This window comes from Micromonospora sp. NPDC049523 (assembly GCF_040676775.1).
Taxonomy (GTDB): domain Bacteria; phylum Actinomycetota; class Actinomycetes; order Mycobacteriales; family Micromonosporaceae; genus Micromonospora_G.
This window is the reverse complement of record NZ_JBFAPP010000013.1, coordinates 1-23,964: the sequence shown is the minus strand read 5'-3', so window position 1 is coordinate 23,964 and position 23,964 is coordinate 1. Positions and strand designations below refer to the sequence as shown.

General features: G+C 71.2%; 16 protein-coding genes and 1 pseudogene. 4 read left to right on the top strand and 13 right to left on the bottom strand.

The annotated features are described in order from the left end of the window. Positions 1-66: 66 nt before the first annotated feature. From AB0J90_RS21090 to AB0J90_RS21075, 4 genes are all read right to left on the bottom strand, one after another. Entirely contained in the window at positions 67-2,985 is a 2,919-nt protein-coding gene (locus AB0J90_RS21090; RefSeq protein ID WP_363598265.1) for a M36 family metallopeptidase, read from the bottom strand. A gap of 213 nt (positions 2,986-3,198) precedes the next feature. Further along, positions 3,199-5,397: an acyltransferase family protein gene (locus AB0J90_RS21085; protein WP_363598263.1), complete on the bottom strand. Its 2,199-nt coding sequence runs from the start codon at positions 5,395-5,397 to the stop codon at positions 3,199-3,201. Between the two features lie 166 nt (positions 5,398-5,563). Then, the gene (locus AB0J90_RS21080) at positions 5,564-7,684 is read right to left on the bottom strand and encodes an acyltransferase family protein (RefSeq protein WP_363598261.1); all 2,121 of its coding nucleotides are present in this window, start codon (positions 7,682-7,684) and stop codon (positions 5,564-5,566) included. 96 nt (positions 7,685-7,780) lie between these two features. Further along, positions 7,781-8,971 (bottom strand): Gfo/Idh/MocA family oxidoreductase, encoded by a 1,191-nt coding sequence (locus tag AB0J90_RS21075; RefSeq protein WP_363598259.1) that lies wholly within the window; start codon positions 8,969-8,971, stop codon positions 7,781-7,783. A gap of 225 nt (positions 8,972-9,196) precedes the next feature. Here AB0J90_RS21075 and AB0J90_RS21070 point away from each other — a divergent pair, with 225 nt between their 5' ends. Both AB0J90_RS21070 and AB0J90_RS21065 read left to right on the top strand, forming a co-directional pair. Continuing rightward, positions 9,197-10,498: an extracellular solute-binding protein gene (locus tag AB0J90_RS21070; RefSeq protein ID WP_363598257.1), complete on the top strand. Its 1,302-nt coding sequence runs from the start codon at positions 9,197-9,199 to the stop codon at positions 10,496-10,498. Between the two features lie 267 nt (positions 10,499-10,765). After that, the gene (locus AB0J90_RS21065) at positions 10,766-11,980 is read left to right on the top strand and encodes a zinc-dependent alcohol dehydrogenase (protein WP_363598255.1); all 1,215 of its coding nucleotides are present in this window, start codon (positions 10,766-10,768) and stop codon (positions 11,978-11,980) included. On the opposite strand, the gene AB0J90_RS21060 is transcribed toward AB0J90_RS21065, so the two are convergent. From AB0J90_RS21060 to AB0J90_RS21045, 4 genes are all read right to left on the bottom strand, one after another. Further along, complete coding sequence (locus AB0J90_RS21060) at positions 11,973-12,287, bottom strand: alpha/beta hydrolase (protein ID WP_363598586.1); 315 nt, start codon at positions 12,285-12,287, stop codon at positions 11,973-11,975. The two genes, AB0J90_RS21065 and AB0J90_RS21060, sit on opposite strands and share 8 nt — an antisense overlap. A 118-nt stretch (positions 12,288-12,405) precedes the next feature. Then, entirely contained in the window at positions 12,406-13,032 is a 627-nt protein-coding gene (locus AB0J90_RS21055; protein WP_363598253.1) for a DUF305 domain-containing protein, read from the bottom strand. A 98-nt stretch (positions 13,033-13,130) separates the two neighbouring features. Beyond that, positions 13,131-14,432: a DUF1996 domain-containing protein gene (locus AB0J90_RS21050; RefSeq protein ID WP_363598251.1), complete on the bottom strand. Its 1,302-nt coding sequence runs from the start codon at positions 14,430-14,432 to the stop codon at positions 13,131-13,133. Positions 14,433-14,847: 415 nt separating this feature from the next. After that, on the bottom strand, positions 14,848-15,327 hold the full coding sequence (locus tag AB0J90_RS21045; protein ID WP_363598584.1) for a class I SAM-dependent methyltransferase: 480 nt from the start codon (positions 15,325-15,327) through the stop codon (positions 14,848-14,850). A gap of 622 nt (positions 15,328-15,949) precedes the next feature. On the opposite strand from AB0J90_RS21045, the pseudogene AB0J90_RS21040 reads away from it, so the two are divergent. Further along, positions 15,950-16,151, top strand: a pseudogene (locus tag AB0J90_RS21040) (MFS transporter); the annotation flags it as partial. 125 nt (positions 16,152-16,276) lie between these two features. On the opposite strand, the gene AB0J90_RS21035 reads toward AB0J90_RS21040, so the two are convergent. The 5 genes from AB0J90_RS21035 to AB0J90_RS21015 form a co-directional block, all read right to left on the bottom strand. Further along, complete coding sequence (locus tag AB0J90_RS21035; RefSeq protein WP_363598249.1) at positions 16,277-17,767, bottom strand: rhamnulokinase family protein; 1,491 nt, start codon at positions 17,765-17,767, stop codon at positions 16,277-16,279. Between the two features lie 23 nt (positions 17,768-17,790). Beyond that, positions 17,791-19,890, bottom strand: coding sequence for a bifunctional aldolase/short-chain dehydrogenase (locus tag AB0J90_RS21030; protein ID WP_363598247.1), 2,100 nt, complete (start codon positions 19,888-19,890; stop codon positions 17,791-17,793). Further along, on the bottom strand, positions 19,887-21,062 hold the full coding sequence (gene rhaI, locus AB0J90_RS21025) for an L-rhamnose isomerase (RefSeq protein WP_363598245.1): 1,176 nt from the start codon (positions 21,060-21,062) through the stop codon (positions 19,887-19,889). The genes AB0J90_RS21030 and rhaI overlap by 4 nt, the downstream gene beginning before the upstream one ends. Beyond that, entirely contained in the window at positions 21,059-21,496 is a 438-nt protein-coding gene (locus AB0J90_RS21020) for an L-rhamnose mutarotase (protein WP_363598243.1), read from the bottom strand. The genes rhaI and AB0J90_RS21020 overlap by 4 nt, the downstream gene beginning before the upstream one ends. A 121-nt stretch (positions 21,497-21,617) precedes the next feature. After that, positions 21,618-22,652, bottom strand: coding sequence for a substrate-binding domain-containing protein (locus tag AB0J90_RS21015; RefSeq protein ID WP_363598241.1), 1,035 nt, complete (start codon positions 22,650-22,652; stop codon positions 21,618-21,620). Between the two features lie 229 nt (positions 22,653-22,881). Between AB0J90_RS21015 and AB0J90_RS21010 the strand changes: the two genes are divergently transcribed. Next, positions 22,882-23,724, top strand: a complete 843-nt coding sequence (locus AB0J90_RS21010; protein WP_363598239.1) for a PmoA family protein — start codon at positions 22,882-22,884, stop codon at positions 23,722-23,724. Positions 23,725-23,964: the final 240 nt, after the last annotated feature.

The following is a 23,964-nucleotide window of genomic DNA, read 5'->3' as shown; positions in this document are numbered from 1 at the left end:
GGCATACCGGGTACGGGTCCGCCTTCGGCCGGGGGAGCGGCCGGAGGCGGACCCGTCACTCGACCACTACCGCTCGAACGCCTGGAACTCCGCGATCCGGACCTGGGTCCGGAACGGGCTGTTGGCGGTGCAGTCGGTCGCGGTGGCCGGATCGTTGTCCTGCTCACCGGCGTAGAGCGGACCGCCGGTGCACTGGCTGGCGGTCACCTCCAGCCGCAGGTGGGTCGCGGTCGTCTTCGGAATCTCGAACGACCGCAGGTTCAACTCCCGGGTGTACGGCCGGAACGCCCCACCGGGGAACGCGTCCGACCGGCTGGTGTAGACCTTCCGGAAGCTGGCGTCGTCGGTGCAGTCCGCCCGACGCTCGTCGCAGGCGAGCACGGTGAACGACCGCAGCGCCGACAGCGCGTTCTGGTTGCCCGTGTCCACGTCACCGGCGATCGCCGGCCGCAGGAACGCGCTCACGTTCACCCGCCGTACGGTCTGCGCCCGGTCACCGGGCAGGTCGACCGTGACCCGCTTGCCGGCGACCCCGTCCAGCGACGCCCAGTTGGTCGTCTCGGTGTCGTCGGCGATCCGGTCCAGGTTGACCCCGTCACCGCTGACCACCGCGCCGGCGGTCAGCGAGGCGAGGTTGCGCTCCAGATCCAGGTCCAGCTTCTCCCGCTCACCGGACTTGAACTTCTCGGTGAACCGGGAGTGCCCGAAGCCGGGGGCGACGGCCAGGAAGGAGAACTCCTTGCCCGGCACGATCTCGAAGGTGTCCGGCAGGGCGGTGGCCGGGTCGGTGTCCGCGATCGGGACCGCGCGGGCCTCGTACTCGCCGACGTAGAGCCGGACCGGTGCGGACGCGCTGTCGCCCTTCGGGCGGAGCGTGACCGTGGCGTTGCGGGCGTGCGGCGAGGCGAAGCTCGGCGTCGGGTCGGTGTCCGCGGCGTTGACCGTGGCCGCGTCCCGGCCCATGCCCGACTCGGCGAACGCGTTCCAGATGATGTCCTGGTTGCGGCCACCGAAGCGGAGCACGTCGGCGGCGAGCATGTTGTCCCGCATGTCGAGCATGCTGACCTGGCTGACCGCCTGGAGCAGGAACGAGTCGAAGACGAGTTGCGTCCAGCGCCGGTTGCCCGGGCACTTGTCGACCGCCAGCTTGCCCTCGGCGCAGGCCGACTGGGTCAGGGCGTTGCCGTCGCCGTACCGGTCGACCAGGGCCGAGCGGATCCGGTGGTTGGTGGCGCCCCAGATCTCCCCGTCGGCGTGCACCGCCGGACCGGACAGCGCGTAGCCGACGTCGGAGTAGTTCAGCGGGCTGCGGCTGAGGTCGTAGTTGCGGATGCCGCTTTCCAGGTTGCCGGTGACGTAACCACCGACGATGTACGGGGTCTTCCCGGCCGGCTTCCAGCCGTTCTGGACCAGGTACTCGGTGCCGAGCAGGTCACCCCAGGACTCGCCCATCGCGCCGCCCTGGTGGCCGCCGATGCCGGAGTCCGGTCCACCGATCATGCGGTTGGTGATCGCGTGAGCGTACTCGTGCCCGATCACCGTCATGTCGTAGTCACCGTCCACACAGGGCGGGTACGACGTACCGGCGATCGGCTGCCACAGGTACATGTTGGTGCTCGGCGGCAGCCCGTCGCGCGGAGTCGACTGGTTGGCGTTGTTCCGGTTGCCGGTCAGCGCGCCCTGCTGGGCGCGACCCTGCTCGGCGTCGTTGCCGAGGCCCTCGGCGGTGAGGTTGACCGCCTGCAGGTTCCAGGCACCCTCGTCGAAGCCGAGCTTGTACGCCCAGTCGTGCATCCGGTTGTGCATCGCGAACAGGTTCGCGGTGGCGGCGTCGATGTCGTTGCGCTGCAACGAGGTGAACACCTCCGGGTTGCACTTCGACTGCCGCCACTGGTCGGTGAACGGGTAGTCGTAGTCGCGGGTCGGGCTCGGCGTGGCCGGTAGGACCGGCGTGCCCGCGCCCCAGGAGACGACGTTGTTCGCCGAGTTGCCCCGGGTGGTCAGCGTCGGCTCACCGGTGGCGAGGTCGACGTCCCAGGCCTGGCCGCTGGCCGCGTCCTGCACCGTCTTCTCGCAGCCCCGGGTCCAGGTGAAGCACCAGGTGACCCGGTCGTCGTGCCGCGGGTTCGTCTTGCTCGGCGGGTTGGCCGGGAAGACCGCCCACTGCGGGTTGTCCGAGTCGTAGTCGACCAGGTCCTCCCGGACCAGCACGCTGTGGTCCGTACCGTCCACGAAGGTGGTGAAGGCGGTCGGCTCGCTGCTCTCCTTGCCGATCAGCGTCACCTCCCAGGCGGCCCGGTTGCCGTCGACCGGGGTCGGCACGGCGACCTTGCGCAGGTCGTGGCTGGCCACCTGGTCGGCGCGCAGGCCGGCGTCGGCCAGCGCGGCGGCGTACGCCTCGTCGGCCGTGATGGTCAGCGGCGCCGGGGCGCTGGTGTCGCGGGTGAGCGAGGAGCTGACGTGCACGACGGTGCCCCGGTCGACGGCGATGCTGACCAGACCGTCGAATCCGGCCGGCAGGTCACCGAAGCGCTGCCGCAGGGTGACCACGGCACCGGTGCCGATCTGCCGGACGAGCAGCTTCTCCATGCTCGCCACGGCGGCTTCGTCCAGGCCGAACAGGTCCCGCTGCGCCAGCAGGTACTGCCGGGCGGCGGTTTCCGGGTCGGCGGCGAGCCCGGTGGCCAGGCCGGCGTCGACCGGACCGAGCGCGTGCGGGGTGCCGAACGCGTTCCACCGTACGGAGGAGTCGACCTTGTCGGCGCGGGAGCGCTGGGTGCTGCTCGGGCTCGCCGTACCCCGGCGGTTGTCCTTGTCCCGGGCCTGGTGGTTGTGCTCGTCGACGGACGAGTCCGTTGCGGCGGCCGGAGCCGCCGGTGCGGCCTTCACGGGTGCGGCGTTGGCGGCGGTGGCACCGGGCAGCGTGGCCGCGATCACGACGGCCGTGGCGAACGCGGGCATGACCCGCCATCTGTTGCCGAACACTGTTCGCTCCGGTAGACGCAAGGGATCCTCCTTGGACGGGGCTGCGAAAGAGCCGACCGGTTCGGTCGGCTCGAGGGGTTGACGGAGGTGCATAGGTATAGATACGTGGATACCAGCCGGCACCCGATCTTGGCAAGGGAAGATCACTTTCGGTGGTCCGAATGTGATCCTGCGGTGAAGGGCCGGGGCGGATCCGCGCAGGTCGGGGTGGGGTCAGGCCAGGGCGAGGTCGAGTTCGCCGCGCAGCCGCGGGGAGAGGCTGGCCGCGTAGCTGGCGGTCAGGTGCTCGTTGTCCCGGTAGACCAGCATCCCGCCGATCACCGCGGCGCACCGGGCCGCCGGGCAGATCGCGTCGTTGAGGTCGACCAGGTGTACGCCGTCCAGCCCGGCCGCCGCCTTCTCCTGCACCGGGCCGATCCCGGCCAGCGCGATTTCCCGCTTGGCGGTGCACTCGGTCAGCCGCTGCCGGTGCCCGGTCACGCATCCGGGCACGTCCCGTCCCGGCTGCGGGGTGCCGCGCAGCACGACCGTCGGCAGGTCCGCGTCGGCCAGTTCGGACCAGGTCTCCCGGAAGCTCCCGGTCAGCTCGGTCCGGCCGTACTCGCCGGTCAGGGTGTAGCCGTCGGCGAAGAGGCTGTGCGTGGCGCTACTGGTGATCAGCAGTTGCGGCTGGTCGTCGCCGGTCAGCTTGGTCCGTACCGACCGGTTCCACTCGGTGCAACTCGGGTACGCCCGCTTCGCCCGCGCCACCGGGGCGAAGAGCAGCGGGCAGTCCTCCTTCGTGTACGTGACCAGCTTCCACTTGTTCGACCGCGCGATCGGCTCCAACGCGGGCAACCACTGGGCGGCGTGCGAGTCACCGGCGAGCACGACGGTGAACGCGGACTCCTTGTCGCCGTACACGCAGGAGCGCGGCTTGCTCTCCTGCGCCGGGGTGAGGCACTTGTCGTCGTACCCCTCGGGTCGGTCGTCACCGGCCTTCGCCGGCTCCGGCACGATCTTCTCGACCCGGTCCACCGGCTCGCCGGCCTTGCTGCCGCGTGGCTTGTCCCCGAGCACCGCCGCGCCCTCGGGCTTGGACGGTGTGGGTGCGGGCGTCGGGCTGGCGCTTGCCGGTGGCGCGGCCACCCCGGTGGCCGGGTTCGGTGGCGGTGGTGGCCAGACGGTGAGCTGGAAGAGCAGACCCGCGGCCACCGCCGCGGTGGTGCCGAGCAGGCCGAGTCGCAGCGCCTGCCCGGCCTGCCAGGGGGAGGAGAACCTGGGCGTACGCAGGGGGCGTTCCACGTAGCGGTGGGTGAGCGCCGCCAGCGCGGCGGCGGCGAGCAGGACCGCCAGGGCACCGACCGGGTGCAGGTCCCCGAACTGGGCGTGCGCGACCACCAGCAGCGGCCAGTGCCAGAGGTAGAGCGGGAGGGCGATCGCGCCGACCGCGCGTACCGGTCGCAGCGACAGCAGCCGCCCCGGCCCGGCGCCACGAGCGGCGATGACCGCCGCCGTACCGAGCGTGGGCAGCAGCGCCGCGACACCGGGGTACGGCGTCGCCTCCCCCAGCAGCAGCGCGGCCAGTCCGACGGCGACCAGCCCGGCCCAGCCGAGCGCTCCGGCGACCGGCCCGGTGACCCGGAGCAGTGGCCGGGTCGGCGGGTTGCCCGGCCGGAGCACCGGTTCGGTGGCCAGGGCCGTCGTCCTGGCCAGCGGAAGAGCCGGCGTCCTGATCAGCAGGGCCAGGCCGGCGCCGAGCGCCAGTTCCCAGGCCCGGGTGGTGGTGACAAAGAAGGCCGCCGCCGGTTCGCCGTGGCTGTACACGACCGACCAGGCGAACGAGGGGAGTGCGACCAGGCCGGTGCCGATCAGCAGCCACCGGCGCAGCGGGCCGTCCCGGCGGGCGGCCAACAGCCCGATGCCGAGCAGCAGCAGCGGCCAGACGAGCTGGAACTGGGCGCCGACGGCGAGTGCCCAGAACTGTTGGGTGGGGCTGGCCCAGGCGTCGGCGGCGAGCTGGTCACCGCCGACACCGGCGGCCCGCCAGTTCGTCACCCACAGCCCGCCGACGACCACGTCCCAGCCGGTTTCGGCCCAGCGGAAGCGCGGCAGCAGCAGGTACGCCAGCGGCAGGGTGGCGACCAGCACGACCAGCGCGGCGGGCAGCAGTCGCCGTACCCGTCGGCCGTAGTGCTCGACCAGGGCGATCTTCCCGGTCCGGCCCAGTTCGTCGGCGAGTAGGCCGGTGACCAGGAAACCGGAGATCACGAAGAAGACGTCCACCCCGACAAATCCACCGGGTACGGCCCACGGCCCGGCATGACAGAGCAGCACCAGTACGACTGCCAACCCGCGCAGCCCTTCGATGTCACCCCGCCGGTCGGTCCGACCGGTGGCCTCGCTCCCGGTCCGGCTCGCCAGCTGAGTCATCTCGCCTACCCCCTACGCGCCGGCGCCGGACGGACAAGCTAAGTCGTCTATGCCCACTTTCGAGCTGATATTAGAGGACAGTGGGTGAAATTCCCCGCTCATCCGCGCCGGTCACGGCGTCGGGCGTCGAGTGTGGCGGGTGCACCGCGCTTAGGCCAGCACCCGATCAGGCCAGCACGCGGTCGAGTTCGGCGCGCAGCCGAGGGGAGAGGCTGCGGGCGTAGCTCGCGGTCAGGTGGTTGGTGTCCCGGTAGACCAGCATCCCGCCGATCACCGCCGCGCACCGGTCGGCCGGGCAGATCGCATCGTTGAGGTCGAGCAGGTGTACGCCGCTCAGCCCGGTGACCGCCTCCTGCTGGATCGGACCCACCCCGCCCACGGCGGTCTCCCGGTCGACGGCGCACTCGGTCAACCGGTCCCCGTGTTCCGACACGCACTCGGGGACGTCCAGTCCCGGCTGCGGAGTGCCGCGCAGCACGACGGTGGCGATCCCGGCCCCCGCCAGCCCGGACCAGGTCTCCCGGAAGCCGTCGGCCAGTAGACCCCGACCGGCCTCGCCGCTGACCGCGCGGCCGTCGCGTACGGGGCTGTAGAGCGAACTGGTGGTGAGCAGGAGCTTCGGCCGCTCCGCACCGGTCAGCCGGGACCGCACCGACCGGTTCCACTCCGTACAACTGGAGTTGGGCCGACCGGCCCGGACCACGGTGACGGCGATCAGCGGACAGGCCGCCTTGATGTACGTCACCAGCCGCCACCCGTTCGCCTCGACGATCGGCTGCAACGTGGGCAGCCACTGGGCGGCGTGCGAGTCGCCCGCGAGCGCGACCGTGAAGTCGGACTCCCGGTTGCCGTACACGCAGCTGAGCACCTTGTTGTCCTGCTGGTCCACCAGGCACTTGTTGTCGTACACGTCGGGCAGGTCCTTGCGAGCGGCGAGCGGCGCCGGGAAGATCGAGTCGACACGGTCCACCGGCTCACCCGCCGGGTCGTGCCGTGGCTGCGCGCCGAGTACGGCGGCGCCGAGCGGGCCGGTGGGCAGATTGCCGCTGGCGGTGGCGTTCGGGCGGGGCGGCAGGGCGGCCGAGGGGGTGACCCGCGCGGGTGGCCAGACGGTGAACTGGAACAGCAGGCCCATGACCACCGCGGTGGCGGTGCAGGCGAGGCCGAGTTGCAGGGCCAGCAGCGGCCTGCGGCGCAAGACCCGCCTGGTACGGAGCGGATTCTCCACGTACCGGTAGGTCAGCACCGCCAGCGCGGTCGAGAGCGCCACCACGACCAGCCCGCCGAGCGGGTTCAGTTCACCGAAGCGGGCTTCGGCGCTGACCACCAGGGGCCAGTGCCACAGGTAGAGCGAATAGGAGATCGCGCCGACCGCGCGGATCGGCCGCCGGTCGAGCAGCCGGGCCGGTCCTGCCCGCCCGGCCACCTCGGCCGCTATCACCGCCGCCGCACCCAGGGTCGGCAGTAGCGCCAGGTAGCCGGGAAACGGGCTGGTCTCGCTGAGCAGCAGGGCGGCCAGCACGATCGCGCCGAGCCCGCCCCAGCCGAGCGCGGCTGCCACGCGGCGGGGCAGCCGGAGGAGGTGTCGTCCCAGGATGGCCAGCACGCCGCCGATGGCAAGTTCCCAGATCCTGGTGGTGGTGACGAAGAAGGCCGACTCCGGGTTGCTCCGGGTGAGGTGCACCGACCAGGCGAACGAGGCGACGGCGACCAGGCCCAGGCAGAGCAGCAGCCGGTGGCGCGGGTGCCCCGGCCAGCGCTTCGCCGCGTGAGCCCCGACCACGATCAGCAGCAGGGGCCAGAGCAGGTAGAACTGCTCCTCCACGGCGAGCGACCAGTAGTGCTGCAGGATGCTCGGGGCCTCGGCGGCGGCCAGGTAGTCGACCGCCTGGGTGGCCAACCGCCAGTTCATCACGTACGCGCCGCTGGCGACCACGTCCCAGCCGGTCTGTGCCCACCGGGTGCGGGGCAGGAAAAGGTAGGTGAGCAGCAGTGATCCGACCAACACGAGGAACGCCGCCGGCAGCAGCCGTTTGGCGCGACGGGCGTAGAAGCGGACCAGGGAGATCCGGCCGGTCCGCTCCAGTTCGGCGAGGAGCAACCGGGTGATCAGGAAACCGGAGATGACAAAGAAGACGTCCACCCCGACGAAGCCGCCGGGTACGCCGAGTCCGACGTGGAACAGCAGCACCAGTACGACCGCCAGGGCGCGCATGCCCTGGATGTCGCCCCGGAAGCCCGATCGGGAGCGGGTTTCACGTTCGTCGCGGCTCGCCAGCGCGGTCATCCCGGTTCACCCCCGCCAGCCGGCGCATGGTCCAGTCGTCAAGTCGTTTTTGCGGATTTCGGATCGACATTAGACCAGTTGCGGGGATGTTTCCGGTTAATTCGGTTTGGCCACCGGCAGGGTGCCCGCGTACGGCGTGGTGGTCCACGGCAGGCCGAGGTCGGCGTACGTGGTCATGGTGGTCGCGGCGGCCGTGACCGCCGCGTCGACGCCGTCGATCACCCAGGCCGGGCTGCCGGTGTCGTGCTGCTGGTGCCGGTGTTCGGCCGGCACCGGGGCGGGTGCCGGTGCGGTCAGGATCGCCTCGACCAGCGCGGTGAAGTCGCGGGTCGCGTCGAGCGGTGCGAGTAGCGCGACGGACGGGTCCCGCCGGTGGTCGAGCAGGTTGGCCAGCAGGCCGGTCCGTTCACCGCTCGCCAGCCCGGCGGCGGCACCGGGGACAGTGGCGGAGTCCGGGCCGAACAGCAGCCGGTCGGTCGGATACTCCAGCACCGCCGACCCGTCGGTGCCGTGTACGAGCATGTCGCCCTCGCGGAAGCCGGCCGCGCTGAGCGTCACCGCGATCAGCAGCGGTGGACCGGCGGAGAACTCGACCCGCAGGCAGGCGGTGTCCTCGACCTCGATCTCCCGGGTGCGGTAGCGCTCCAGGGTGAACCGGGTCGGCACCGCGCCGGGTGCGGCGGCGCGGACCAGGTCGAGACCGAGCATCAGGGTGTGCGCGAACGGGTTGACCAGGGCACCGTCGACCACCGGTTGGCCGTCCACCGAGCGCCGTCCGGCCCAGGGGGAGCGGTCGTAGTAGGCGTCGTCGCGGATCCAGGTGCCGGCGGCGGCGATGCCGGTGACCTTGCCGAGCCTCCCGTCGCGGATCGCGTCCCGCAGTGCCGCCAGCGCGTGCGAGCCCTGGGCCTGGAAGCCGACCTGGCAGATCCGGCCCGCGTCGCGCAGGGCCCGGGTCAGCAGGTCGTGGTCGGCGAGGCTGGTCACCGGCGGTTTCTCCAGCAGTAGGTCGGCGCCGGCCGCGACCACGTCCAGGGCGATCGGCAGGTGCGTGTGCGGCGGGGTGCTGACCACCACGATGTCCGGGCGGGCGGCGGCCAGCATCGCGCGGTGATCGGTGTGTACGGCGACCGCCCCGGTGGCCTCTTCGGGAAGTGGCCGGGTGTCGCAGAGGGCGACCAGCCGGACCCGGCCGGCCCGCTCCAGGGCGGCGATGGCCTCCCGGTGCTGGACGCCGTAGCCGGTCGCGCCGATCAGTGCCACCGTCGGTGGTGTGGGCTGGGACATGCGGGCGAGGCTACCCACAGAATATGTAACGATTCAACCCGCGTCGCCGAGACCGGGCGCTGGCCCAGGTAACAGAGGCGACGCGGGTTGGTAACCATCCCTTGACAAGAGGGTGGAGCGGACCTAGCGTCCGGTCTAGTTAAACCGTTTCATATGGCCAAGCCGCCCGTGCCGGGCAAGCGCTTACCCCCTGCTCCACGCGCCCCCAGCGAAGGAGAAACCCCTATGTTCAGAACCCGTCGGGCCCACCGCGTCGCACGGGCCGCCGCGGTCGCCGTGTCGGCGCTGCTCGCCCTGCCGCTGGCCGCGTGCGGCGGCGGTGACGACGCGGCCGACGACGGCCCCGTCACCCTCCAGTTCACCTGGTGGGGCAACGACGCCCGGGCGAAGGTGACCGAGGAGGCCATCGACCTGTTCGAGGCCAAGTACCCGGATATCAAGGTGCAGACCTCGTTCGGTGCCTTCGACGCGTACTTCCAGAAGCTCTCCACCCAGATCGCCGGCGGCGACGCCCCGGACGTGGTGCAGATGGACCGCGCCTACCTGCGTGAGTACGCCGACCGTAACGCCCTGCTCGACCTCGAGAAGTACATCAAGGACGGCACCCTCAAGGTCGGCGACCTGACCCCCACGCTGCTCCCCGCCGGCAAGGTGGGCGACGCGACCTACGCCATCCCGATCGCGCAGAACACCCAGGGTGTCATCTACGACCCCGCGCTCTGGAGCAAGGCCGGTGTCGCCGCCCCCACCGCCACCTGGACCTGGAACGACCTGCTCGCCGCCGGCCAGAAGCTGAACCAGGCGGGTGGTGGCAAGGTCGCCGGCTTCGGTGACTTCGGCTTCGCCATCGACTGGTTCGACATCTGGTTGCAGCAGCGCGGCAAGAAGATCTACACCGACGACGGCAAGCTCGGCTTCGAAGAGAGCGACCTGACCCAGTTCTGGACCATGACCGGTGAGTACCGCAAGGCCGGCGCGCTCGCCCCGGCCGAGCTGACCACCCAGATGGACGGCTCGGTGCAGAACTCCTCGCTGATCAAGAAGGGCGTCACGGCGGAGGTCAACTACGACTCGAGCTTCAGCCCGATGATCGCCGCGTACGGCGCCCCGCTGGCGATCGCGCCGATGCCCAGCGACACCGACAAGCGCGGGATGATCGCCTCGATGGCAATGGCGTACAGCGTCGCCGAGCGCAGCGAGCACCCGAAGCAGGCGGCCATGCTGATCGACTTCCTGATCAACGACGAGGCGGCCGGCAAGGTCCTCGCGGTCTCCCGCGGCATGCCGGCGAACGGCAAGGTACGCGACGCGCTCGCGCCGACCCTGGCCGAGAACGACAAGCTGGTCTACGAGTTCGAGAGCTCGGTGACCGACCAGCTGCTGCCGACCCCGCCGGCCCAGCCCAAGGGCGGTGGCGCGGTCAAGGCCGAATTCCAGCGGGTCTACGACGAGGTCATCTTCGGCCGGATCCCGCCACAGGAAGGCGCCAAGCGGCTGATCTCGGAGGCCAAGAGCCAGCTCGGCTGAGCGCCCCCGACTCAGCTCGGCTGAGCGCCCCCCCAACTCAGCTCGGCTGAGTGCCGACCCGATGGTGCCCCGGTCCACCTGGACCGGGGCACCGCCGTGTCTCCGACAATCGGGCACCGCCGTGTCTCCGGCAATCGGGCACCGCCGTGTCTTCGGCGTACGGTGGCGCACCCGTCGGCTCCGGGTGCGGGAGGTCGGGACGGTTTTCCGACCGCCGGGTCGGGTAGGCCCAACGGACGGTTTGGGACCTGGGGAAGGGGCTCGGCGATGAGGGCAGCGGTCTGGCACGGTGTCGGCGATATCCGGTTGGACGAGGTTCCGGATCCGCGGATAGAGGAACCGACCGACGCGATCGTCAAGATAACCGCAAGTGCCATCTGCGGTACCGACCTGCACTTCGCCCGGGGCACCGTACCCGGCCTGCGGGAGGGCAGCATCCTCGGCCACGAGGGCGTCGGCGAGGTGGTCCAGGTCGGCAGCGCGGTACGCAACTTCTCGCCCGGTGACCGGGTGGTGATTTCGTCCACCATCTCCTGCGGGTTCTGTTCCTACTGCCGGGCCGGTTATCAGGCCCAGTGCGACAACGCGAACCCCGGCGGCCGTCGCGCCGGTACGGCGTACTACGGCGCTCCGGACAGTGCCGGTGGTTTCGCCGGACTCCAGGCCGAGTACGCCCGCATCCCGTACGCGAGCAATGGCCTGGTCGCGCTCCCCGACGACGTCTCCGACGACGAGGCGATCCTGCTGTCGGACATCTTCCCCACCGCGTGGTTCGGGGCCCGGATCGCCGACGTCTCCGCCGGGGACACGGTGGCGGTCTTCGGCTGCGGACCGGTCGGCCAACTTGCCATCTTGTCCGCGCAGCTACAGGGCGCCGGCCGGGTGATCGCGGTCGACCAACTGCCGGACCGGCTCGCCACCGCGAAAGGCCAGCACGCCGAGGTGATCGACTTCAGTGCCGAGGACCCGGTGTCGGTGATCGACGAGCTGACCGGGGGCATCGGCGTGGACCGGGCCATCGACGCGGTCGGCGTCGACGCGCAGCGTCCGAGCGGGGGTCCTGCCGGGGCACGGGCCGACCAGCAGGCCGACCTGATCGCCCGGGAGATGGCCGACGTGTCACCGCACGCGGCACCGCAGGACGACAACTGGGTGCCGGGAAACGCGCCCGGCCAGGCCCTGCGCTGGGCGGTCGACGCCCTGGCGAAGGCCGGCACGCTCGGCATCCTCGGGGTGTACCCGCCGACGATGACCTCTTTCCCGACCGGCATCGCGATGAACAAGAACCTCACCATCAAGGCCGGTAACGCCAACCACCGGCACTACCTGCCGCAACTGGTCGAGATGATCGGCAACGGCACGGTCGACCCGTCCGGACTGGTCACCGAGGACGAGCCGATGAGTGACATCGTCGACGCCTACCGCGAGTTCGACCGCCGGCAGCCCGGCTGGCTCAAGGTCGCGATCAACCCCACTACCTGACCCGCGGGTCCCGTCCGAGCAGGTCCGCCAGCAGGCGCTCACCCGCGGGCCAGGGGCCGTAGCCGGCGGCGGTGTCGAGGTGCCCGGCGTCGCCCGCGTCGACCAGTTCGGCACCCCAGTCCGAGGCGTACGTCGCCGACTGCTCGTACGTCGCCCACGGGTCGGTGCGGCTGGCCACCACGATGGTGCGCAACGGCAGCCGTTCCCGGTGGACGAACCGGGGGAAGTGCTCGCCCGGCCGGTCGTCCGGCCCGAGGATCCAGTCCGGGTCCAGGTACGGCGGCGCCACCAGCAGCGCCGAGTGCAGGGGAGTGGTGTGATCAGTGCTCCGGTCGGGCTTTGTTGCGCCCCGGTACCAGAAGGACCCTCGGCATGGCGTCGACCGTATCGCGGGTCCTGACGTCTGCGCCGCCCCGTACGTCGGTTCAGCGCCCCGGTGATTCGAGCGCGGTGAGCTGGTCGAGCTGGGCCGTGCGGGTGCGTTCGATCTCGGTGGCCAGCGCCCGGATGTTCGGCTCGCTGCCGGACTTCTCCACCGCCTGGGCGAGCCGCAGGGTCTGCTCCAGGTGGTCGCGCATGTTGCTGACGAAGAGCTGGTCGAACGCGGGACCGGAGGCGGCGGTCAACGCGCGCAGGTCGTCGGCGGTGACCATGCCCGGCATGTCGTGGCCCTCGTGCTCGTTGCTCTCCGCGACGCTGGCCTGCCGCAGCAGGTCCCGCAGCCCGGTCAGCTCACCCCGGTGGTTGGTACCGACCTGGTCGGCCATGCCGCGGATGCCGGTGTCCGAGGTCTGCTTCGGGGTGAGGTCGGTCAGCAGCAGGGTCTTCTCGTCCAGCGCGATCATGAGCTGGGTCCAGGCGATGTCGGTCGGGTTGAAGTTTCCCGCCGCCCCGGCCGCACCGGGTGCGCCAGCCGGGCCGGCCGTCGCGGACGGGCTCGCCGCCGCACCGGCACCGGGCCCGGCCGCCGGCTTGTCGCCACCGCCGGCACAACCGCCGAGGAGTACGGCGAGCAGGGTCAGCAGCAACGCGCCGCGTACGGTCGAAGTCATCTCGTCCTCCCTGGTGCCGGCGGTCGGCGACGGACCGGGGCGGGACCCGGCTTGCCGGGCCCCGCCGTCGGTGTCATCCATTGCCTAGTGGATCACGTTCAGTAGGTTCCGTCATGTCCGCACTTGATGACCGGGCGGATGCAGTTGAGCACCCGCCGCTCCATCTCCGCCGCCGGCCAGACGTTGAAGAAGTCGCCGTGCATCGTGTAGCCAGGCCCGGACGCCAGCCGGAAGTTGGCCGGGTTGCCGTTCACCGGGTAACGCAGCACCTGGCGCAGCTTCGGCACGTGCACCGGGTGGGTGGACGGGCAGGCCTGGTTGACCGGGTACGCCATGTGGCTCTTGTGGTCGGGCGAGTCCAGGTCACGGCCGTTCCAGCACTGCGGGAAGTCGAGGTACGACTCCATCATCGTGCCGGCCGGACAGTTGACGAAGTCCTTGCCCGGTGGCACCTGTCCGGCGTGCAGGCAGGACCAGCGGGCGATGCTCTCGTCGCCGCTGGTGGCCCTGGCGTTGCCGGCGACGATCTTCAGGCCGAGCGGCATCGGTTGGGTCTGCGCGACGATGTCGGCGCGTACGCCCTCACCGAGGTAGTAGAAGGTGACGATGGTCGGCTCCACCGGCACGTTGTTGTTGTACAGCGTCGGCACCCAGTACGACGACAGGTCGATCGACGGGTTGCAGTTGCTGGACGCGTTGGCCAGGCTCGTGTAGTCCGAGTTGGCGTCGGTCGACAGGTTGCCGAAGAAGCTGTGCATGTGCGACGCGCCGGCCAGACCCGGGAAGATGATCGGGTCGTCGGGCAGCCGGCGGGTGAACGGGCAGTCGGCCAGGAACTCGGCCACCCGGACGATCGGCCCGTTCGGCGGGGGCGGCGGCGGGGCGCCACCGTCGTCACCGAACACCTGGAACTCCCAGAGCGACACCCCGTACGCGGTGGCCCGCTTGGTGGCGTGCAGCCGGACGTACCGACCGTTGCCGGAGACGGCGATGCTCTTGCTGCCGCCGGTGCCGGCGACCGTGGTGTGGATGGTGGTCCAGTTGGTCGCGTCGTTGGAGGTCTGGATCCGGAAGTCGCTGGCAAACGCGGCTTCCCAGTTCAGCGCCACCCGGCTGATCGGGCGGGCCGAGCCGAGGTCGACCTGGATCCACTGCGGGTCGCTGAAGGCGCTGGACCAGCGGGTGCCGGCGTTGCCGTCGACGGCGGCGCTGGCGGCGTAGCCACCCTCGACCGAGGACGCGGTGGCGGGACGACCCTGGGAGAGCGTCACCTCGGCGGCTGCGGCCGGGCCGACGCCGACCGCGAGGTAGGTGCCGACGAGGGCGACGAGTCCGGTGAGCACGGTGACGAGACGCAGGCGGCGTGGTCTGGAACGGGTTGGTGGTGCGACCGGGTGCATGGGGCTCCTTCGGGGCATGGGCAGGAGAGCGGCGTGGGAGTCGCCACCGGTGCAACGTCCGTAGGTGGGGTGTGGTGGCGCCCGACTCCGCTGTGCCGGTGGCGGCGCCGAAGGGGCATCGTCGATCGCACCGGAGCTTGTGTCGGACGGGTTACGGACGAGTGTCGAACTGGGTAGTGAGAGCGCTCTCTGGCATCACTTTGACTCCTCTATTGCCCAGAGTCAATGCTTTGGGACGGTTCCGGAACAAGGTCTTCCCCCGGACGAATCTGCCGCCTGGCGAAGCGGGCGGGGCGCTCGCCCGGGCGAGCTCGACACACCCGTGCCTGTGACGGGTCGTGGTGCCGGGGACGCGAGCCGCGACGGACGGTCGTGCCCGGATCGTCGGCCGTTGCCGGGACCGCATCGCCGAACGTCAGATCGGCATGCCGGCGACGCAGGTGAGGAGACTTCCGTGCCCGCGGGCCGCGGTCGATCCCGCCGCCTCGAAGCCGTGCCCTCGGAGCAGGGCCTCGGTCGACCTGAGGTTGGCGGTGGCGTTCGCGGACGTGGGTCGTTCGCCGAATACGTAGAGGATGCCCCCTGGCGCCAGCAGCTTCCGTATCAGGTCGATCTGTGCGGTGCCGGCACCCAACCAGAACAGGTTGACATTGACCGCGAATATCTTGTCGAAACGACCGGACGGAAGATTGGCAGATTCCAATCGGGCGTGTCGAATCTCGGCTCTGCCGGAGCTGATATGACTCGCGTTACGTTCCGATGCGATTCGCGCCATTGCCGCCGCGCGATCTATCGCAATGATCTTGCCGGTGCTGAGCCGTTCGGAAACCAGCGACACGGCAACTCCCCGACCGCACCCGATCTCCAACACGCGGTCGTCCGGAGCGGGAGCCATCGTCTCCACCACCCACCGCTGCCGATATGCGGCCGTGGTCATCCGAACCGATTCGTGTGGCCACCGGTGGAGGGTGCTGCCGGCGGGGCCGGGGGGCGAGATCCGTCGGGTGCATCTCACGGCGTCACCGCCAGGACCGGGCTGAGGTGCCTGGGTTGTGTCGCCTGGGGGGTGCTCATGGATGGGATCACACCGTTTCGGGATGGCTCCGGACCTCGTCCCTGACGTGCTCGATGCGGGGACAGGGGGTGGCCGGAGGTTGTGCGTGGGGGCTGGGTGGACGGGGGACCTGGCTGCGCGGTGCCACGGAGCGGAGTGGGGCCGCGCGGCAGGCGTACCAGGACCACCTGCCGCTATAGATATTACTGTAGCGGTAGGGGTCTGCCTGGATCGAGAGTCCCGTCCGTGACCGGCTGCTACTCGCCGGTGTCCGACTGTTCGAGGAATCCGGCGGAGCCGACATCGCTGCGCGCCGCCGACAGGTGGTGTCCGACACCATCCGAGTCCCGCGCTATAGCGGCGATATAGGTAAGACCATAGCGGCACGCGCCACATTCCTGGCATGACTGAAACCGACCTGACGGCCGCCACCAAGGGCCACCAAGAGGCCGACAAGCTGCGCGGACGCGCCGCTGGTCTGCTCGCTGTACTGTGCGCCGCGTTCTTCCTCGACGCGTTGGACACCTCACTGGTGGCTGCCGCCCTCCCCTCAATTCAGGGCGCGCTCGGTATGCCGATCAGCCGCCTGCTATGGGTCGGTCGTCTCGGGCTACGTGCTCGGCTTCGGCGGGTTCCTGCTGCTCGGCGGCCGCGCGGCAGAGGTCTCGACCGCTACCGCACCGCCCTGCTCGTTCCGCCGTCGAGGTCGATCGGGGGTGGGGTGCCGTGCCACCGCACGAGACACGGCACCCCCTTCCCGTACCCGCGGGCACCCCTCCCGCGGGAGGTCTCAGCCCGGTCGGCCGATCCGGTCCGCCGCCGCCTGCCAAGCCGCGGCGGCGCCGGGCGCCGGGCGGTACGTCCGCAGCGTCGTATCGCGGCGCGGCACCGCCCGCAGTTCGGCCAGCCCACCATCGAGTACGCCGAGCGCCCGCGCCTGCACCAGCGCGTTGCCCAGCGCGGTCGCCTCCACCGGACCGGCCACCACCGGCAGCCCGCAGGCGTCGGCGGTGAGCTGGCAGAGCAGCTCGTTGCGGGCACCGCCACCGACGACGTGCACCACGTCGACGTCCCGACCGGACAACTCCTGGGCCTGCCGGACGGCGACCCGGTGGGCCAGCGCCAGACTGTCCACGATGCACCGGACCATCGCCGCCGGATCGGCCGGCGCCGGCTGCCCCAGCCGTACGCAGGCCTTGGCGATCCGGGTCGGCATGTCACCCGGCGGCAGGAACTCGGGGTCGTCGGGGTCGATCACGGCGGCCAGCGCCGGCCGCCGGGCCGCCTCGGTCAGCAGGTCGGTCAGCTCCACGTCCAGGCCGGCGGCCCGCCAGGCGCGCAGTGACTCCTGGAGCAGCCAGAGCCCCATGACGTTGCGCAGGTAGCGGATCGTGCCGTCCACCCCGGCCTCGTTGCTGAAGTTCGCCCGCCGGCTCGCCGCGGACAGCACCGGCTCGGTCAGTTCCAGGCCGACGAGCGACCAGGTACCGCAGGAGATGAAGGCGAACCGGTCGGTTTCGGCTGGCACCGCGACCACCGCCGAGGCGGTGTCGTGCGAGCCGACCGCGGTGACCGGCACCGGCCAGGTCGCCCCGATCGCCTCCCCGACCTCGGGCAGCAGTTCCCCGGCGTGGTCACCAGGACGGCGCAGCGGGCCGAAGATCCGCGCCGGCAGCCCGGCCTGCTCGATCAGCTCGGTCGACCACTCGCGGGTCCGTACGTCCAGCAGTTGGGTGGTGGAGGCGTTGGTGACCTCACTGCCCACCACCCCGGTCAGCCAGTACGACAGCAGGTCCGGGACCAGCAGCATCCGCTGCGCCGCCGCCAGGGCGGGCGTACCGAGTGCCGCGGTGAGCTGGAACAGCGTGTTGAACGGCAGCAGTTGCAGCCCGGTCACCCGGTAGAGCCGCTGCGCGCCGAGCGCCGCCACCACCCGCTCCGGCACCCCGTCGGTACGCCGGTCGCGGTAGTGCACCGGGTTGCCGAGCAGCGCCCCGCCCGAGTCGAGCAGGCCGTAGTCGACCGCCCAGGAGTCGATCCCGATACTGGCCAGGTCGGGGCGGCGGGCCAGGGCGGTCCGCAACCCGGTCGTCGTCTCGGCGTACAGCCGCAACGCGTCCCAGTGCAGGGCGTCGGGCAGGCGTACCGGGCCGTTGTCGAACCGGTGCGCCTCGGTCAGCGTGACCCGGTCGCGGTCGACCTCGGCGAGCATCACCCGCCCGCTGGACGCGCCGAGGTCGACCGCGGCGACCGCCGCCGACCTCGACGCGTTACTCCTCATCGCTGTTCGTCCATGGTCGTGGCTCAGCGCAGGAAGGCGGCGGCCACGCCGGCGTCGACCGGCACGTGCAGCCCGGTGGTGTGCGACAGGTCCCCGCCGGTGAGCGCGAAGACCGCGTTCGCCACGTGCTCCGGCAGCACCTCCTGCTTGAGCAGGGTCCGCTGGGCGTAGAAGGCGCCCAGCTCCTCCTCCGGTACGCCGTACACCGCGGCCCGCTTGGCGCCCCACCCACCGGCGAAGATGCCGGAGCCCCGGACCACGCCGTCGGGGTTGACCCCGTTGACCCGGATGCCGTACGCGCCGAGTTCGGCGGCGAGCAGCCGTACCTGGTGCGCCTGGTCGGCCTTGGCGGCGCCGTACGCGACGTTGTTCGGGCCGGCGAAGACGGCGTTCTTGCTGACGATGTAGACGAGGTCACCGCCGGTGCCCTGGTCGATCAGCAGCCGCGCGGCGGCCCGGGAGACCAGGAACGAACCCTTCGCCATCACGTCGTGCTGCAGGTCCCAGTCCGCCTCGGTGGTGTCCAGCAGCGACTTCGACACCGACAGCCCGGCGTTGTTGACCACCAGGTCCACCCCGCCGAAGGCGAGGGCGGCCGACGCGAACGCGGCCTCGATCGCCGTGCCGTCGGTGACGTCCACGGTCACCGGGACGGCCCGGTCGGTGTTGCCGATCTCGGCCGCGACCGTCGCGGCGGCGGTTGCGTCCCGGTCGGCTACCACCACGGCCGCGCCCTCGGCGCCGAGCCGGCGGGCGATCGCCGCCCCGATGCCGGAGCCGCCGCCGGTGACCAGCGCGACCCGGCCGGCGAGCGGCTTCGGTGCGGGCAGGCGGCGCAGCTTCGCCTCTTCGAGCAGCCAGTACTCGATCCGGAACTTCTCCGACTCGTCGATCGGTGCGTACGTGGAAACCGCCTCGGCGCCGCGCATCACGTTGACCGCGTTGAGGTAGTACTCGGCCGCCACCCGCGCGGTCTGCTTGTCCTTGCCGAAGCTGAACATGCCCACGCCGGGAACCAGCACGATCGCCGGGTCGGCACCGCGGATGGCGGGGGAGTCCGACTCGGCGTACCGGTCGTAGTAGGCCCGGTAGTCCTTGCGGTACGCCTCGTGCAGCTCGCGCAGCCGGGTCACCGCCTGCTCCAGCGGTGCGTCCGCCGGCAGGTCCAGCACCAGCGGCCGGACCTTGGTCCGCAGGAAGTGGTCCGGGCAGGAGGTGCCGAGTGCGGCGAGCCGGGGGTGTTCGGTGCGGGCCAGGAAGTCCAGCACCGCCTCGTCGTCGGTGAAGTGCCCGACCTGCCGGGCGTCGGTGCTGGCCAGACCCCGGATGACCGGGGCCAGGGCGGCGGCCCTGGCGCGGCGCTGCTCGGCCGGCAGCGCGGCGTAGCCGGGCAGCAGCGGGCCGAACGGCTCGGGCCGCCCGTGCTCGGCCAGGAAACGCTCGGCGGTGGCGATGATCTCCAACGAGCGGGCTTCGCACTCCTCGCTGGTGGCGCCCCAGGCGGTGATGCCGTGCCCGCCGAGGATCACCCCGATCGCCTGCGGGTTGTCCCGGGCCAGCGTGGCGATGTCCAGACCGAGTTGGAAGCCCGGGCGGCGCCACGGCACCCAGACCACCCGGTCGCCGAAGCAGCGCCGGGTCAGTTCCTCGCCGTCGGCGGCGGTGGCCAGCGCGATACCGGCATCCGGGTGCAGGTGGTCCACGTGGGCGGCGTCGACCAGGCCGTGCATGGCGGTGTCGATCGACGGCGCGGCGCCGCCCTTGCCGTGCAGGCAGTAGTCGAACGCGGCGACCATCTCGTCCTCGCGCTCGACGCCCGGGTAGACGTCGACCAGGGCGCGGAGCCGGTCCAGCCGCAGCACCGCCAACCCGGCCTCGGTGAGGGTGCCGATGTCACCGCCGGAACCCTTGACCCACATCAGCTCGACCGGCGTACCGGTGACCGGGTCCTCGCCGGTGGCCTTGACCGAGACGTTGCCCCCGCCGAAGTTGGTGTTGCGCCGGTCGGCGCCGATCCGGTGACTGCGCCCCAGCAGCGCCGCCACCTCCGGATGCGTACCCATCGCTGTGCTCGGTTTCCCCTCGTGTGTGCCGTTGTCGGAGTTCTTGCCGGTGGTGGTCATGCGCCCCAACCGGCCTGCTGCCCGCCGACCCGGTCGGCGGCGATCTTCTCGGCGTAACCGGACCGGGCGTACGCGGCCATCGGGTCGGGGTCGAGGCCCTGCTCGGCCCGGATCTCGCGCAGCAGCGGCCGGACGTCGGTGTTGTACGCGTCCATCAGCACCGCGTTCGCGCCGAGTACGTCACCGGCGGCCTGCGCGGCGGCCAGCGCGTCGGCGTCGACCAGCAGTGCCTTCGCGGTGGCTTCCTGGACGTTGAGCACCGAGCGGATCTGGCCGGGGATCTTCGGCTCGATGTTGTGGCACTGGTCGAGCATGAAGTTCACCCCCGACTCGACCTTCAGCGCATCGGCCCGGACGATCTCGTGCATGATCCGGAACAGCTGGAACGGGTCGGCCGCACCGACCATCAGGTCGTCGTCGGCGTAGAAGCGGGAGTTGAAGTCGAACGCGCCGAGTTTCCCCTCGCGCAGCAGGAACGCCACGATGAACTCGATGTTGGTGCCGGGGGCGTGGTGCCCGGTGTCGATCACCACCTGGGCCCGTTCGCCGAGCTTGAGGCAGTGCGCGTACGCGGTGCCCCAGTCCGGTACGTCGGTGACGTAGAACGCCGGCTCGAACAGCTTGTACTCCAGCAGGATCCGCTGGTGCTCGCCGATCCGTTCGTAGGTGGCCGCCAGGGCCTCGGCGAGCCGGTCCTGCCGGGACCGGACGTCGTCCTGGCCGGGGTAGTTGGTGCCGTCGGAGAACCACAGCTTCAGGTCCCGCGAGCCGGTGGCGTCCATGATGTCGACGCACTCGAGCAGGTGACCCAGGGCCTTGCGCCGGATCGCCGGGTCGGGGTTGGTGACGCTGCCGAGCCGGTAGTCGTCGTCCTGGAAGACGTTCGCGTTGATCGCGCCGATCCGTACCCCGAGGTCGGCGGCGTACGAGGCGAGCTTGGCGTAGTCGTCGACCCGGTCCCACGGGATGTGCAGCGAGACGATCGGCGCGATCCCGGTGTACGCGTGCACCTGTGCCGCGTCGGCGATCTTCTCCTGCGGCGTACGCGGCACACCGGGCTGGGAGAACACCTTGAACCGGGTGCCGGAGTTGCCGTACGCCCAGGAGGGCACCTCGATCCGCTGGCCGCGCAGGGCGGCCCGGACCTCCGGCGAGGCTGCGGTGGCGGTCACGATAGCTCCTGAGTGGAATCGAGTGCGGATGCGGATGCGGGTGCGGCGGATGCGGATGCGGATGCGGGTGCGGCGGGATGGGCCGCGGCGGCGGGGGTGAGGGCGTCGAGTTGGGCGTCGAGGTTGAAGATCTCCGTCAGGACGGTGAAGCCCTCGTCCGGGCGGCGCCCGTCGAGTCCCTCGAAGAACGGCGCCATCTCCGCCTGCCACCGCGCGTTGACCTCGGTACGTTCCATCGCGGCGAGCGACTCGGCCAGGTCGTCGGTACGGAAGTGGCCGACCAGCAGTCCGTCGGTGTGCAGGAAGATCGAGTAGTCGTACCAACCGGCGTCCCGGAGCGCGGCCAGCATGTCCGGCCAGACGGCGGCGTGCCGCGCGGTGTACTCGGTCAGCCGATCGGGTCGTACCCGTAGGACGAAGCAGACTCTCCGCACCGGGCCCCCTTAGTTGTGAACCGTTTCAATAATCCCGCCCTCAAACTACGAGCGAGCGCGCGGAGATGTCAAGGAAACGAAGCCCTCGGCCTCGGTGCCGAGGGCCGCCGGACGGCTCGGCTCAGCTCTCCCGGCGGGTGTACCGGCTGGATTCGCGGACCACCAGCTCGGGCTCGAAGATCACCTGCTGGTGCTGGTGCACGTCCGGCTCGTTCGACTCCTCCAGCATCAGCGCCGCCGCGGTACGGCCGAGCCGCTGGCGGGGCTGGCGGACCGAGGACAGCGGCACCGCCGCCGCGGCGGCGAACTCGATGTCGTCGTACCCGACCAGGGCGATCTCCTCGGGCACCCGCACCTGCTGGCGGGTCAGTTCCTGCAACACCCCGAGGGCGAGCAGGTCGTTGGCGCAGAAGACCGCGGTGGCGCGGGCCGAACGAGGCTGACCCAGGATGCGGGCGGCCGCGTCCCGGCCGGCGGCCACGGTCGGGCTCGCCGTGTCGAAGCGGCGCAGCCGGTCCTCGTCCAAACCGGCCTCGCGCAGCGCGTGCACCGCACCGGCGTAGCGGTCACGGACCTGCTCCAACCGCCACGGCCCGCCGACGAAGGCGATCTGCCGGTGTCCGGTCTCGACCAGGTGCCGGCCGGCCAGCTCACCGCCGAGCCGGTCGTCGACCGAGACCGAGCAGACGTCCGGCCGGGTCGAGCGCCGGTCCAACAACACCACCAGTACGCCCCGGTCGCGCAGCCGCACCAGTCGCTCGTTCGCGTCGTCGACCGGGGTGATCAGTACGCCCTGGACCCGCTGTTCCTCCAGCAGGTCCAGGTAGGCGCTCTCGCGTACCGGATCGCCGTCGCTGTTGCAGAAGATGACCGCCATCCCGGCCGCGCCGGTGGCCTCCTCGACGCCCTTGGCGACGTCGGTGAAGAACGGGTTCGCCACGTCGAGCACGACCAGGCCCAGCGTGCGCCCCCGGCCGCGGCGCAGTTGCCGGGCCGCGTCGTTCGGCACGAAGCCGAGATCGCTGATCGCGGCGAGCACGCGGGTACGGGTGGACGCCGCGACGATGTCGGGCCGATTGAGCACGTTGGAAACCGTGCCGACCGACACACCCGCGCGGGTGGCCACGTCACGGATGCTCACGGCTGGTCCCGCCACCGTCGCCTCCTTCTCGCAGTCGGGCTAGTCGCGCCGACTGAAACGTGTCAAGAATAGCGTTGCCGGATCGATCCCCGCGCCACCGGTCGCGCGTCGTGGCGCCGACCCTACCGGCAGCAGTCGAGCGGCCGCGCCCGGTAGGGTGGCGCCGATCGGGGGCAAGCGCTTTCCAATTCGTACCTGGCTGGTCGACCCGCAGTTGAGCAGATCGACCACGAGAGGCGGACAGATGAGCCACGGAACCACCACCACCCGGCTGCGCGTACGCGGCGAGACCGTCGCCGAGTACGTGCCGACGCCAGACCTCGACCAGCGCCTGTCGCCCCGGCCGTACCTGCACCCCGTACGGACGCTCGGCGGGGTGGTGGTCACCGACATCCTGCCCGAGGACCACCCGCACCACCTCGGCGTCTCCGTCGGCGTGCAGGACGTCGACGGCTACAACCTGTGGGGCGGCAAGACCTACGTACGCGACCAGGGCTACACCTGGCTCGACGACCACGGGCGGATCGTGCCGGAGAGTTGGGGACGGCAGGCGGACAACGGCTTCGGGCAGCGCCTGCGCTGGCTCGGCACCGACGGGCAACTCCTGCTCACCGAGGACCGGACCGTGTCCGCCGGTGCGATCGCCGGCCGCGACGACGCCTGGCTGCTCGACTTCGCGTACAGCCTGACCGCACCGGCGGACCGGGACGTCACCCTGGGCAGCCCGGCCACCAACGGCCGGCCGGACGGCGCCGGCTACGGCGGGTTCTTCTGGCGGGCGGCGCTCGGCACGGTACGGGTCCTCACCGCGTCGGGCGAGGGCGAGGACCAGGTCAACGGGACCTCCGAGCCGTGGCTGGCCCTGGTCGGGGAGGGCGCCGGGGGTGCGCCGTACACCCTGGTCTTCTCCGGCCTGGGCGAGGGCGACGTCTGGTTCACCCGCGCCTACGGCTACCCCGGGGTGAACATCGCGCTGGCCTACCGGCAGACGCTGACGATCCCGGCCGGGCAGCGGATCAGTCGCCGGCATCGGGTTGCGGTCGTCGACGGGGCGCTCACCCGCGATCAGCTCGCCGGGCTTAGCTGAGTGTCGCCGGCTCAGCCGGAGCCCGGCCGGACCCGTCGCACCGAGGAAGGCGCGGGTCCGGCCGGGGTCACCGTCGGTGCAACATTGGACCGGCGGGGTCTCTGTTGCCGCTTGTGGCGGCTGTCTGGGTTTCGGGTTCGCCGTCGTGGGGGTTCGGGCCCGCCGTGACCGGCGAGGGCCGTCAACTTACGTTGGGAGCAAACTGGGAGCACATGATCATCTACCGCTCGTGGGTGGCCC